The sequence below is a fragment of the Nonomuraea sp. NPDC050394 genome (assembly GCF_044459065.1).
Classification (GTDB): domain Bacteria; phylum Actinomycetota; class Actinomycetes; order Streptosporangiales; family Streptosporangiaceae; genus Nonomuraea.
On record NZ_JBITIO010000008.1, the window covers coordinates 291372 to 304361 of the forward strand.

Consider the following 12990-nt stretch of genomic DNA (forward strand, 5'->3'; position numbering starts at 1 on the left):
CCTTCGCTACCGAGAAACGCGGGCCTCAAACCTCACCGGCCCGCCGCATGACGTCGCGTCGCAGGGGTAGGCGCGCCGGATGAGGACATTGATCCACGACTGGACGGAACGAGCCGCCTGCCTGGAGGTCGACCCGGAGCTGTTCTTCCCCGTTTCCACCCATGGGCCGGGCCAGGAGCAGGTCATGGCGGCCAAGGCGGTGTGTGCCCGATGTCCGGTGCGCGAGCAGTGCCTGGCCTACGCGCTGGACACCGGGCAGGCGGAGGGCGTCTGGGGTGGCACCGATCCGGCGCAGCGCGGGGTCAGGAGTCGCCGGTAGTGCGCTTGTCGACGGGTGGTGCTTCGTTGACGAACAGTTCGATCAGGGTGCGGACCGGCGTGTGCGCCTCGGTCGGGTAGCGGAAGCCCTGGTCGAGGTTGAGTTCGTAGCGGTTGCGGCGTCCCACCCGGTCGCGGGTGAGGTAGCCGGCCTGCTCCAGGTCGGTCACGATGCCCTGCACCGCGCGCTCGGTGATGCCGATCGTGAACGCGATCTCGCGCAGCCGGGCGTCGGGGTCACGGGCGATCTCCAGCAGCACCCGCGCGTGATGCGTCAGGAACGTCCACGACGACCGATCATCAGAGCTACCCATGTTTTCATCCTCCAGCCCCCTGACCACAACTTCAATGACTGACGAACACTCTTTCCGGAAAAGGTCATCGGGGTTAAGCTGGTGCGGTGAGCGGTCTCGACGTCAGCTGCGAGGATACGCGCGGCGCCACGCTGATCCGCGTCACCGGTGAGGTCGACGCCACCAACTCCGCCGTCCTGGCTTCCGCGATCGAGGACGCCCGCCGTCCCGGGGTGCCGGTGGTGCTGGACCTGGCCGGGATGACGTTCCTCGACAGCAGCGGGCTGAAGGTGCTGCTGAGCGCCCATCTGTTCGGCGAGCACGACGGAGGTCACGTGCATCTGGCCGCCGTTCAGCCGATCCCGGTCCGGGTCCTGCGGATCACCGGCGTGCTGGACCGGCTGAACGTCCACGACACCCTCGAACGGGCCTGGGTGGCCGTCTCGACAAACGGACATCGACCCTAACGAGCGGATTTTTCGCTTGTGCTTCGTCCGGGCCTGCCGCGACGCGTGAGCCCGCTGTCCGATCATCCGCGGCCCGGACTCCGCCCAGAGTGGCAGGGGGGTCGGGTGCATTTTGTTGGACGATGGGGTGATTGAGGGTGTTATGCGGGCAGAGGTGAGCTGGGAGAACTTGACGAGCAGGGCCCGCATTCCGGCCCTTGCGAAAGGACAAGAGCATGCCTCGGGGATCAAGCCCGAAACGGGAACGCCAGTACGAGCACATCAAGGACAGCGCCAAGAAGCGCGGCACGAGCGACAAGCGTGCCAAGGAGATCGCGGCCCGCACGGTCAACAAGGAGCGGGCGCGGGCGGGTGAGTCGAAGACGGCCAGCCGTACCTCCACGCAGGACATCTCCTCCGGCCGTCGCGGCGGGCTGCGCTCGCACTCCGGCGCCGGCGGACGCACGCGCGACCAGCTCTACGCCGAGGCCAAGCGCCGCGACATCAAGGGCCGCTCGAAGATGACGAAGGCGCAGTTGCTGAAGGCGGTCGGCTGAGCCGCCGTCGCCATGCCCCGTTCGTAAACCCCCTCCCGGGTCGCCGGCCCATCGGCCGGCGGCCCGGAGCGCGGTTAGCGGGCTTCGAGGAGTTTGGCCAGGTTGTCCAGGGCCATGCGGGTGCCGGTCTCGTTGTCGGCGGCCGAGACGGCCTCCGGGAGGCCTTCGTGCAGGATGACGACCTCGGTGCCGCCGTCCGCGTCGGTCAGCGTCGTCGTCATGGTCATCTCGCCGCGCAGCGCCGGATCCGCGCTCTCGAACTCGACGACCTCCACCACCCGCTCGTCCGGCACCAACTGCGCGAACCGCCCGTGGTAGGTGTCGGTGTGGCCGCCGGACTTTCCCGCCTCGCCGGGGGAGTGGTAGGTCAGCGAGATGCGGAAGTAGCCGCCCTCCCACGCCTCGAACGTGTGCACGTGGCTGCTCATCCCGTCGGGCACCCGCCATGCCGCGATCGCGCTCGGGTCCAGAAAGGCCTGGTAGACGGCCGCTCGCGGGGCTCGTACCAGCCGGGAGACCTGGGTCGTGGACATAGGCCCACCCTACGGTCCGCCGTACGCTGTCAGGAGATCGCGTTTCGCGGCCGGAGAGGTGAGCGTGCGACTCCTAGACCCCGGAGAGACCCAGGCCGACCGGCTCGCCGCCTTCCGCGCGGCCCATCCCGCCGCCGAGGCGGCAGGCTGGACCTACCACGTCGCGGGGAGCGGCCCTGACACCCTCCTGCTGCTGCCCGGTGGGCTGCGGCTGGGCGAATCGCTCTTCTGCCTCATCTCGGCCTTCGAGGACGAGTACCGCGTCATCGCCCCCACCTACCCCGCCGTGAGCACCGTCGCCGAGGTCGTCACCGGAGTGGAGGCCGTTCTCGACGCGGAGGACGTGTCCGCCGTGCACGTGGCCTGGGGCACCTCGATGGGCGGCTTCCTGCTGCAGGCGCTCCTGCGCGCGATCCCCGGCCGGATCGGCCACGCGATCCTCGCCAACACGACCACGCCCGAGGGCTGGGGGCGTGACCTGCCCGCCCGTACCGCGCGTCTGGACCGTATGCGGGCGATGCCGGAACGCGACCTGCTCGCCCTCATCCGCCGGCAGGCCACCGAGGCCACCTCCGCCGGGCCCTTCTGGACCGGGTTCCTCGCCGAGGCCGCCGCCCTCGACACCAAGGCGCACCAGGTCGCCATGGCCGAGCTGGCCCTCGATTACTGCGCTCGCCATTACACCCCGTCTGACCTGGACGGATGGCCGGGGCGGCTGATGATCATCGAGTCGGCCGACGACGCCGGGATGGACGCCGAGGCGCGCCGGCTGCTGCGCGCCCTGTACCCGCGTGCGGCGCCGCACCGCTTCAGTGACGGCGGGCACTCGCCGCTGGCCACGCGTCCCGATGAGTACGCGCTGGTGGTGGCGGCCTTCCTGCGCGCCTGCCGCGCATAGGCTCGGGTGAGGGCGACGAAGGGTGGACGATGTCAGCGACACGCCTGCTGATCCTGGGTGCGGTACGCCGTCGCGGCCGGGCCCATGGCTACCAGGTGCGTTGTGACCTGGAGTCCTGGGGCGCCCATGAGTGGGCCGGCATGAAGCCGGGTTCGATCTACCACGGGCTCAAGCAGATGGCGGCACAGGGGCTGATGCTGGCCCACGACGTCGCCCCGAGCACCGCCGGTGGCCCGCCGCGTACCGAGTACGAGATCACGGCGACTGGCGACCAGGCGTACTTCACGCTGCTGCGTGACGCGCTGACCCGCCATGACCAGCGGCTGGACGTCATCACCGCGGGCGTCGGCCTGATCGAGGACCTGTCCAGGGCCGAGGCGGTCGAGCTGCTGCTGCGGCGGGTGCAGGGGCTGGAGGAGTGGCGGGCCGCGGTGACCAAGGAGTGGACGCCCGAGGCGGATCCGCGGGCGTGGGGAGCGGTGGGCGAGGTGCTCGGGATGTGGGTGCACACGGCCGACAGCGGCGCCCAGTGGACGCTGGGCCTGATCGAACGGCTGCGCCAGGGGGCGTACACGATGGCCGACGACGCCTGACAATCCGGATTTGTCACCTCAAATGGGTATATACCTCTGCATGAAGGACAATGCGGAGGATGTCGGGGTGTTGCTGTTGCGGGTGCCCGCGGGACTCCTGCTCATGGGACACGGCGCGCAGAAACTCTTCGGCTGGTTCGGCGGGGGCGGGCCCGACGAGACCGGCGAGATGATGACCGCGCTCGGCTACCCCCACGGCAAGCTCATGGCGCTGGCCGCAGGGCTCGGCGAGTTCGGGTCGGGCGCCGGGATCGCACTCGGCGCCGCCACTCCGCTCGCCTCCGCCGGGCTCGTCTCCGTCATGACGAACGCCATCGTCTCCGTCCACCTGCCCAAGGGGTTGTGGGCGCAGCACGGAGGATTCGAGTACCCGATGCTCCTGGGCATCGGGGCCACCGCGCTGGCCGTGCACGGACCGGGCCGGTTCTCCGTGGACGCGGTACTCGGGCTGGACCGCAAGGGGATCGGGTGGGGGCTGGCCGCCCTCGTGCTGGGGGCCGGGGCTGCGGCGGCCGTACTGTCGATGCGTGGCAGGGACACGCCCGGCGAGGATGAGTAAAGTGGGCGGGTGCTGATAGAGCGGGCAGTCGTGGCCGACGCCGGGGAGATCCTCACGCTTCAGCGTGCGGCCTACGTGACCGAGGCCCAGCTCTACGGCGACCCGTTCATCGCCCCGCTCGTGGAGTCCGCCGAGCAGGTGCGCAAGGCCGTCGAGAGCGCGACGGTCCTCAAGGCCGTCGACGGCGGCCGCATCGTCGGCGCCGTACGCGGTCAGCTGTCCGGCACCACGTGCCTGGTCGGCCGGCTCGTCATCGCACCCGACCGCCAGGGCCAGGGCGTCGGCACCGCCCTGCTGGCAGCCCTGCACGAGCGGGTGCCGCAGGCGACGGCCTTCGACCTGTTCACCGGGCACCTGTCCATGAGCCTGCGGCTGTACCACAAGCTCGGCTACCGCGAGACGCACCGCGAGCGGATGGACGACCACCTGACGCTGGTGCATCTGCGCCGCCCGGTCTCGGTACGCTGATCACGTGCTGAAGGTGGGACTGACCGGCGGGATCGGCTCCGGTAAAAGCGAAGTGTCCAGACGCCTGGCCGCCAAGGGCGCCGTGGTGATCGACGCCGACAAGATCGCCCGCGAGGTGGTCGAACCCGGCACCGTCGGCCTGGCCCGCGTCGTCGCCGCCTTCGGCCGGGAGATCCTCCGCCCGGACGGCACCCTGGACCGCGAGAAGCTCGGCTCCATCGTCTTCTCCGACGCCGACCAGCTCGCCACCCTCAACGCCATCGTCCACCCGCTGGTGGGCGAGCGCGTGGCCACCCTCCAGAACGAGGCCGCCGCCGACGCCATCGTCGTCTACGACGTGCCGCTGCTGGCCGAGAACAAACTCGCTCCCCTGTACGACGTGGTCATCGTCGTGGACGCCGCCGACGACACGCGTATCCGCCGCCTGGCCGACCACCGCGGCATGCCGGAGGCGGACGCGAAGGCCCGCATCGCCGCCCAGGCCTCCCGCGAGGCCCGCCTGGCCATCGCCGACCTGGTCGTGCCCAACGAGGGTTCGCTGGAGGACCTGGGCGGGCGGGTGGAGGAGGCGTGGGCGGAACTGCGGCGACGCGCGGGCCGAGGCTAGTCAGAGGCCGGACCGCTTGATGCGCCCGGATGAGCTCGGTCATGGATGGCGGTGGAGCCGGCGCAGGGTGAGGGCCAGTTGCAGGCGTAGCCGGCCCTCGGGGTCGCGGATGGTCCAGCCGAGGAGGTGTTCGGCGTGGGCCAGGCGGTCCTGGAGTGTGGAGTGGTGGACAGGCAGCCGGGCCGCGGCGGCTCGCAGGCTGGTGGCGTACGCGATCGTGTGCAGCGTGGCGAGCATCCAGGGAGCGGCGGAGGCGGCATGCTCCAGGGCGTGCACGTCCGGTACGGGGTCGGCGCCCGCGGGAACCGCCGCCGCCAGCGCGGCCAGTCCGCCCAGGCTGTCGTAGAGGACGACGCGCGGGCCGGGATCCTGGTCGGTGCCCTCGGCGGCCAGCCGCAGCGCCAGCCGGGCCAGCGGCCAGGAGGCGGGCAGCTCGCGCACGGGTACGGCGGGCCCGACACCGGTCCTGCGGGCGGGAGTAGCCGAACCGGGATCGGTGCCGGCGGGCACGACCCTGGGCTCGCCACCCGCGAAGGCCACTGCTCTGGCCCGGCCGCTCACCTCCAGGCCCAGGGAGCGGGCGGCGCGCAGCCGGGCCCGCTCCGGGGCGGTGCCGTCCAGGACCAGCTCGACGAGCGCGGCGTCGTCGCGCGAGGGAGCCCGTCCCCGTGTCCGGTCGAGGACGTCCCTGGCGGCCACGGCGGCGCGTTCGAGCACCACCGCGCGCACGGGCCCGGCCGGTCCCGGCATCTCCAGCCACACCCGCACGGCCCCGCCGGGCGCGGCCCCGACCGGCCAGGCCAGATCCACCCGCTCGTGCCAGCGGTCCGCGGCGGGGCCGCTGCGGCGGCCGTCGGCCAGCACCCGTACGCGGACGTTGCGTTCGTCGTCGACCAGGCGGACCGGGCACCCGGCCAGTACGGCCGCGCCCCGCACGATCGCCTCCAGCCCGGCCCGCGCCTCCACCAGCCGGTCGAAGTACGCGATCACCTGAAGCGCCGCCCCCGCGTCAGGGTCGGGGGCGGACAGCCTGCCCGCGAGCTCCTTCACACGGCCATCATGTCTCAGCCGCCGAGCAGGCGCCGCAGCCAGCGCAGCCGCGCCTCCTTGGCGTCCTGTGAGAGCGCGGCCTGCGGGGCGAAGCTGTCGAAGCCGTGGAAGCCGCCGGGCCACACGTGCAGTTCGGCCCGGCCGCCGTCGCGCCATATACGCACGGCGTAGTCGACGTCCTCGTCGCGGAAGGTCTCGGCCGAGCCGACGTCGATGAACGCGGGCGGCAGGCCGGACAGGTCGGTGGCGCGGGCGGGCGAGGCGTAGGGCGGCACGTCGGGGCCGCCCCGGGAGGAGCCGAGCAGCGCGGTCCAGCCGGTCTCGTTCGCGGTGCGGTCCCAGATGCCCAGCCCGGCCATCTGGTGGGCGGACGGGGTGTCGTTGCGGTCGTCGAGCATGGGGCAGATGAGCAGCTGGCCCAGGATCGCCGGCCCGCCGCGGTCGCGGGCCATCAGGACGACGGCGGCGGCCAGCCCGCCGCCCGCGCTGGCGCCGCCGACGACAATACGTTCGGGGTCGATGCCCAGCTCCGTGGCGTTCTTGGCGGTCCATTCGAGGCCGGCGTAGCAGTCTTCGACGGGTGCGGGATGGGGGTTCTCCGGCGCCAGGCGGTACTCGACCGCGACGATGGCGATGCCGAGCTCCAGCGCCAGGTCCGCCAGGTCGGGCAGGCCCTGGCGGCGGTTGCCGACGATCATGCCGCCACCGTGGACGTAGTAGAGGGCGGGCACGGGAGCGGCGGCGGCCGCGGGCCGGGCCACGAGCAGCGTGATGTCCGGCTCGCCCGCCGGGCCGGGCGCGGTGTGGTCGGCGATGACGAGCGCGCCGTCCCGGCTGAGTTCCTCGTCGGTGAGCTGCGGCAGGCCCACGCGGGCCGCGCGCAGTTCCGGGATCATGTCCGGCGTGATCGACGAGGGAACGGCCTCCCCGAACATCTCCAGGGCGGCGGTGAGTTCCGGGTCGAACGGCGGTGGTGTGCTCATGTCGTTCATGGTGCGTTACGGCTCAGCCCGCCCGCGAGCGCCACGTGGAGGACACAACCCGCCATCTGGCGGGTTCAGATGCCGGCCTCGAGCGGGATCTGCCGCACTCCCGGCAGGTACGCGTCCAGCTCCCCGAGCTCGAACCTCGACATCCCCACCACGTGCCAGAACTGGCCGCCGACCTGCCCCTCCAGCTTGTACCTGCCGTCGGGAGCCAGCGCCGCCCAGCCTTCCGGCAGCCCCAGCAGCGTCGCCCTGCGTTCGGCCCCCTCCCAGAGGATCACCACGCCGTCGTCGCCGGCGCTGGCCAGCAGGTCGTCGGCGGGGTTGAAGGAGACCGACCAGACGCGGCGGGCGTGGCCGTACAACGTGTGGAGGAGACGGCCGGAGGCCGTGTCCCACACCCGCACGGCGGGATCGTCGCCGCCGGTGGCCAGCTGGGAGCCGTCGCGCGAGAAGGTGACGCTCCACAGCCGGCCGACGTTCTTGGTGAGCGTGTGCAGCAGGCGCGGCTGCCACGGCTGGCCGGGGCGCAGCTCCCAGACCATGGCCTTGCCGTCGTTGCTGGCGCTGGCCAGTTGCCTGCCGTTGGGGGAGAAGACGACGGAGTAGACGCGGTCGGCGTGGCCTTCGAGCGTGGCCACGCGCCCGCCGGAGTCGACGTGCCAGATGCGCACCAGGCGGTCGTCGCAGCCGGTGGCGACGAAGCGGCCGTCGGGGCTGAACGCGATCGAGCGGACCCGGCCGCGATGGTCGGCCAGGTTGCTGAGCAGGCGCGCGGTGGGCCGGTACCAGACGCGCACGCTGTCGTCGTCGTTGGCGGTGGCCAGCAGGGAGCCGTCGGGGCTGAACGCCTCGGCCCACACGTGGTCGGTCTCGGCGTTGAGCTCGCGCTCGTAGTCGCCGGTGGCGCCGTTCCAGAAGTGGACGCCGCCGTCGTTGCTGGAGGTGGCCAGCAGCGGCCCGGACGGGGCGAACGTGGCGGAGATCAGCCGGTCGGCGCTGCCGGTGATCTCGCGCAGCCGGCGCCCGGTGCGCGGCTCCCAGATACGGACGATGCCGTCGTTGCCGCTGGTGGCCAGCATGGAGCCGTCGGCGCTGAACCGGGCCGAGGAGATGCGCCTGCCGTGGCCGCGCAGCACCTGCTGGCAGCGGCCGGTGGCCGGCTCCCACAGCCGGACGGTGCCGTCGTTGCTGCTGGTGGCCAGTTGCTCGCCGTCGGGGCGGAAGGCGAAGGGCCACACCGAGCTGCGGTGGCCGCTCAGCTCGGTACGGCGGCCGCCCCCGACGTCCTGCAGCCGCACGGCCCCGTTGGCGTCACCGGTGGCCACGGTGTGCCCGTCGGGGGAGAAGGCGACCTGGTAGACGGCGGCCGAGTGGCTGGTGTGGACGCCGTGCGCCGTGCCGCTGGCCGGGTCCCACAGCCGTACGACGCCCGCGGTGTCGCCGCTGGCCAGCAGGTTGCCGCCGGGGGAGAAGGCCACGCAGTAGACGCTTCTGGAGTGCCCGGTCAGGGTCTGCTCCAGGGCCCAGGTGGTGGCGTTCCAGACGCGGACGGTGCCGGCCTCGTCGCCGGTGGCCACCCACCGGCCGCCGGCCACGACCCGGTAGACCGCGCCGCGGTGCCCGCCGAGCGAGCCGGCCAGGTGGCCGGTCGCCACGTCCCACACCCGCACCACGCCCCCGGCGTCGCCGGTCACCAGCGCGCCGCCGACGAACGCGGCGGTGAACACGGGCGCCTGATGGCCGCTCAGGTCGTGGACGAGGGCGCCGGTGGCGGTGTCCCACACGTGGATGACGCCGTCGGCGTCGCCCGCCGCGACCAGCGCGCCGTCGGGGCTGAGCCGTAGCGGCCAGACGCCGTCGGGGTGGCCGACGCGGCGGTGGCGCAGCTCGCCGGTGAGCGCGTCCCACAGCAGCACCTGTCCGTCGCTGGCCCCGGTGGCCAGGACGTCCCCGGCGAAGGTGACGGCGTAGACACGACCGGTGTGCTCCTGCAGCGTGCGTACGGGCCGGCCGTCCACGCACAGCAGCACGCCGCCGTCCTGGTTGCCGATCGCCAGCGTGGATCCGTCGGCGCTGTAGGCGACGGGCTCGGGCAGGCGCGTGGTCTGGAAGTGGAAACCGTACGGCACGCCGATCCCGGCCGGCGCGAGCTGCACCTCGACCGGATGCCCCGGCACGACGGCGGCGCCGTGCAGCTCGGACATCGGCGGCAGGGTGCCGCTCACGTTGATCAGCGAGGCGCGGTGCCAGCGGGTGCCCTCGGCGGCCACGTCGCTGAGGTCGGTCTTGGCCAGGCGGGCCCCCGACAGGTCCGCGCCGGACAGGTCGGCGCCGGTGAGCCGGGCGCCGTCGAGTTTGGCCCCGGCCAGCTTGGCCGCGTTCAGCCTGGCCCGCGACAGGTTCGTGCCGGCGAGGGTGGCGCCGGTCAGGTCGGCGCCGGTGAGGTCGACACCGGTCAGGTCACGGCCGGACAGGTCCTCGCCGCGTAGGTCCGCGCCGCGCAGGTCGGCCTGGGCGGGCGTACGCAGCCGCGTGCTGACCTTGATGGCGTTGGCGGTGGCCACGTCGTCGGCCGGCGGGTCGGCCAGCCAGGCCCGCAGCGCCGCGGAGTCGGCCAGGTCGCACAGGAACTCCACGGTCAGCGCCGAAAGCGGGCGCCGCGACAGCGCCTCCCAGTGGCCGGCGGCGATGTGCCGGGCGATCAGCCACTCCATGACGGAGGCGTGGATGAAGCCGAACATGCCCTCGTCGGTGCGGACCATCAGGCTTCCTGTGCCCACGGCGTGCGCGGTCTGCGGGCCGGTGAGCTGCCCGTCGGCCAGGTCGGTGAGCGTCTCGGCGAGCTCGGTCAGCTCGGCCAGGCCCAGGAAGGCCTCGCCGGTGTCCCACAACCGCAGCGCCAGCGCGGTGACGGCCCGCCACAGCTCGTCCACGCTGAGCATCCCCGCCGAGCCGGGAATGCTGGTGCGCTGCTCCTCGAAGCGCAGCCACGAGCTGAGGATCTCCTCGTACAGCAGCGCCGGGCTGATCGTGTGGCGGGTCGTGGCCACGGTACGCAGCCGGTCGGCGTCCAGGTCGGCGATGAAGCTGAGCATGCGCGGGTTCTGCGCGAGGTCCAGCAGGTCCTTGATGCCCTCCATGAGCGACATGCGGGCCACGGCCTCGTCACCGTCGGTGAACCGGTTCTCCAGGTACGTGCGGATCTGGGCGTGCGTGAAGTCCTCCACGGCGAAGACCCGCCGCTGCGGCAGCACCCCGACGCGCTCGCCGAGCGTGGTCAGCACCTGGCTCTGCGACTTGAAGTGTTGTGTACGGCTGGCCACCACGATCTTCGCCTTGTCCACGGCGGCGGCCAGCAACGTGGACAGGTGGTCGGCCGCCCGGTCGTAGGTCAGCCGGGTCACCAGCTCGTCGAACCCGTCGAACAGCAGCACGATGCGCCCCTGCGCGAGCAGGTAGCGGAAGGCTTTGAGGTCGATGACCTCCTCGCGGTGGTTGGCCAGGTGCGCGGCGACGAGCGCGTCGACCGAGTGCGCCTTGTCCAGCGCCCGCAGCTCGATGAAGATCGGAGTCAGGTGCGGCAGCTCGGCCGGGATGCGCCGGGCCAGCTCGCGCAGCGCGAACGTCTTGCCGTGCCCGAACTCGCCGAGCAGCAGCAGGAAACGGCCGTGGTCGGCCGCCAGCTGGCGCATCATCTCGTCGGTCAGCCCCTGCTCGACCCTGCCGGGGCGGTCGAGCGCCCGGTAGCGCTGCGGGACGTACAGGTCGGGCGGGTAGCGGCGGTCGCCGACGAGCCTGGTGGTCTGCTCGGCGACGTAGCCGGACAGGTCGAGCAGGCCCTGGAACTCGGTGAAGCTGCGCAGGCGTACACCCCGGCGCATGAGGTCCTCGCGCAGGGAACGTTCCGGCGGCGCGCCCTGGTAGACGAGCTCGCCCTGCAGGCCGGTGGCGTGCGCCTGCCGGACGAAGCGCTCGGCGTCCTCGGTGGCGGGCGTGCCGACGTGCGCGCCGACCATGGACAGCCGCACGAACCCGTCCTCGGGGTAGGTGACCACCAGATGGTCGGGGAAGCGGCGGACCCTGGCCCGCTCGTGCCTGGCCTCGCAGACCTCGGTGAGCCGGTCGAGCAGCAGGTCGACCGGTCGCGGAGCGGGGGGAGCGGGTTCGGGCTCGGTGTCGGGGACCGGCCCAGGCACCGGCGGGCCGCTCTGGTCGGCGCGGAAGGTCTCCTGGGCCGAGCGCCATGCGCGCTTGTCGCGCTCGGGCTCACCGGGGCCGTCGGGCGCCCAGGCGCGCAGGCCCTCGCGGGTGAGCTCCAGCACCCGGTGGCGGCCCGGCCGCAGCTCGGGCCCGTCCAGGAGCAGGTTGACGCGGTGGGCGAGCAGGCGCTCGTAGGTGGCGGCGTCGCTGAGGTCGCGCACCGGGTGGCCGATCGCGCCGAGCCGCAGCCAGCCGCGCTCCTCGTAGGGGCGCAGCCGTTCGGCGAACCAGGCCGCCTGGCCCTCGCCGAGCAGCGCGTACGCGTCGCGCTCCAGGTGGCTCATCGCCATCGTGGAGTTGAAGCCCGCGATGACGACCTTGAGATCGGGGATCTCGAACATCGACCACGGCTGCCCACCGTCGAAGACCCGGTCGTCCAGCCCCTGGAAGACCTCGGCGAACAGCCCGCCGAAGTGCCGCCACTTCGGCCAGTACGGCGGCTGCGGGCTGACGTCGTCGGCCTCGCAGGTCAGGAAGTACGCGCTCGCTGCCGCCTTGGTGACGTCGCGAGGACCCGGCACGATGGCCAGCCGGTGTGGTTCGAGCCCGATGAGGTGCCGCAGGTCGGTGAGGAAGCGGGTGGCCTGGCCGAACTGGCCGAGGCTGCCGGACTCGGTGAGGTTGCCGCTGACCACCATCAGGTCGGGACGCGGCATGCCCCTGTCGTACATGCCGGTCAGGTCGGCCCAGATCCTCGCCTGCATGTCCTCGGGCGTGAACGGCTCGCCCGGGTCGGGCAGCGCCCGGCCGAAGCGCGGCCCGCCGACGTGCAGCACGCTGACCGACTCGCGCGAGCGGGCCGCCTCCGCCTGGGGCGGGAAGCCGGGCGCCGTCACGGGTGTGCGCCTGGCACGTGAGCGCTCGCCGGGTTCCGGCAGCGTGGGCGCGGGGGCGGGCTCGCCCGTGCCGTCGGGGAAGGCGGGCGCCCGTTCCGGCTTGGCCCGGCCCGCCAGCGACTCGCGTACCCGGCCGAGCAGCAGCGCCCTGGCCAGGCCGGGGTCGGTCACGCCCAGCAGGTCCACCCACGTGATCGTGGACAGCAGCCCTTCGAGCTGGACGTCCTCCAGCCGGATGGTGACGAGCTTGTTGGAGGGGTTGTCCGGGTCGGCGCGCAGCGCCGCCTGCCACTCCATGCGGCCGTAGCGCGAGGTGAGGTAGTTGCGCGAGAGCACCGCCACGACCAGTTGCGCCTCGCTGACGCCACGGTCCATGAAGTCGATGAAGTTCGTGCCCGGCACGAAGTCCCAGGCCTGGATCATCGTCCGGTATCCGGCCGCCTCCAGCTGCCAGGCGATCCATGTGGCCCACGCCGTGTCGGCGGGGGAATAGCTGACGAAGATGTCCGTGGGCCTTCCGTCACGCGCCATCTGCCCAGTATTCCGCGTGGGATCGGCGTTTTGGAGGTGGTGTGCGATCATC

Annotated in this window: 13 protein-coding genes; 8 read left to right on the forward strand and 5 right to left on the reverse strand. The window is 72.6% G+C overall.

Going from position 1 to position 12990, the window contains the following annotated elements; all coding sequences use genetic code 11:
- Positions 1-79 precede the first annotated feature (79 nt).
- The gene (locus ACIBKY_RS30270; protein ID WP_397101775.1) at positions 80-319 is read left to right on the forward strand and encodes a WhiB family transcriptional regulator; all 240 of its coding nucleotides are present in this window, start codon (positions 80-82) and stop codon (positions 317-319) included.
- On the opposite strand, the gene ACIBKY_RS30275 is transcribed toward ACIBKY_RS30270, so the two are convergent.
- Positions 303-632: a helix-turn-helix transcriptional regulator gene (locus tag ACIBKY_RS30275; RefSeq protein ID WP_397101777.1), complete on the reverse strand. Its 330-nt coding sequence runs from the start codon at positions 630-632 to the stop codon at positions 303-305. The genes ACIBKY_RS30270 and ACIBKY_RS30275 overlap by 17 nt on opposite strands.
- Positions 633-718: 86 nt before the next feature.
- Here ACIBKY_RS30275 and ACIBKY_RS30280 point away from each other — a divergent pair, with 86 nt between their 5' ends.
- Together ACIBKY_RS30280 and ACIBKY_RS30285 are read left to right on the forward strand one after the other, a co-directional pair.
- Positions 719-1078, forward strand: coding sequence for an STAS domain-containing protein (locus ACIBKY_RS30280; protein WP_397101778.1), 360 nt, complete (start codon positions 719-721; stop codon positions 1076-1078).
- 215 nt (positions 1079-1293) lie between these two features.
- Complete coding sequence (locus tag ACIBKY_RS30285; protein ID WP_379612957.1) at positions 1294-1614, forward strand: plasmid stabilization protein; 321 nt, start codon at positions 1294-1296, stop codon at positions 1612-1614.
- A gap of 74 nt (positions 1615-1688) precedes the next feature.
- Here ACIBKY_RS30285 and ACIBKY_RS30290 read toward each other — a convergent pair whose 3' ends face one another.
- Positions 1689-2147: an SRPBCC domain-containing protein gene (locus ACIBKY_RS30290; protein WP_397101781.1), complete on the reverse strand. Its 459-nt coding sequence runs from the start codon at positions 2145-2147 to the stop codon at positions 1689-1691.
- Positions 2148-2211: 64 nt separating this feature from the next.
- Here ACIBKY_RS30290 and ACIBKY_RS30295 point away from each other — a divergent pair, with 64 nt between their 5' ends.
- From ACIBKY_RS30295 to coaE, 5 genes are read left to right on the forward strand one after another with little or no spacing between them, the layout of a single operon-like run.
- Positions 2212-3045: an alpha/beta fold hydrolase gene (locus tag ACIBKY_RS30295; protein ID WP_397101782.1), complete on the forward strand. Its 834-nt coding sequence runs from the start codon at positions 2212-2214 to the stop codon at positions 3043-3045.
- Positions 3046-3074: 29 nt separating this feature from the next.
- Positions 3075-3638 carry a PadR family transcriptional regulator gene (locus tag ACIBKY_RS30300; protein WP_397101784.1) on the forward strand — a complete coding sequence of 188 codons (564 nt, stop codon included), beginning with the start codon at positions 3075-3077 and terminating at the stop codon, positions 3636-3638.
- Between the two features lie 40 nt (positions 3639-3678).
- Positions 3679-4197, forward strand: a complete 519-nt coding sequence (locus tag ACIBKY_RS30305) for a DoxX family protein (protein ID WP_397101786.1) — start codon at positions 3679-3681, stop codon at positions 4195-4197.
- 12 nt (positions 4198-4209) lie between these two features.
- Positions 4210-4665 carry a GNAT family N-acetyltransferase gene (locus ACIBKY_RS30310; RefSeq protein WP_397102162.1) on the forward strand — a complete coding sequence of 152 codons (456 nt, stop codon included), beginning with the start codon at positions 4210-4212 and terminating at the stop codon, positions 4663-4665.
- Positions 4666-4669: 4 nt separating this feature from the next.
- Complete coding sequence (coaE, locus tag ACIBKY_RS30315; protein ID WP_397101788.1) at positions 4670-5272, forward strand: dephospho-CoA kinase; 603 nt, start codon at positions 4670-4672, stop codon at positions 5270-5272.
- 39 nt (positions 5273-5311) lie between these two features.
- Here the strand turns inward: coaE and ACIBKY_RS30320 are convergent, their stop codons facing one another.
- From ACIBKY_RS30320 to ACIBKY_RS30330, 3 genes are all read right to left on the reverse strand, one after another.
- Positions 5312-6322 carry a helix-turn-helix domain-containing protein gene (locus ACIBKY_RS30320; protein WP_397101790.1) on the reverse strand — a complete coding sequence of 337 codons (1011 nt, stop codon included), beginning with the start codon at positions 6320-6322 and terminating at the stop codon, positions 5312-5314.
- Positions 6323-6336: 14 nt separating this feature from the next.
- A complete protein-coding gene (locus tag ACIBKY_RS30325; RefSeq protein WP_397101792.1) occupies positions 6337-7305 on the reverse strand; it encodes an alpha/beta hydrolase in 969 nt (322 codons plus the stop codon).
- A gap of 74 nt (positions 7306-7379) precedes the next feature.
- Positions 7380-12938 (reverse strand): TIR domain-containing protein, encoded by a 5559-nt coding sequence (locus ACIBKY_RS30330; RefSeq protein ID WP_397101794.1) that lies wholly within the window; start codon positions 12936-12938, stop codon positions 7380-7382.
- Positions 12939-12990 lie beyond the last annotated feature (52 nt).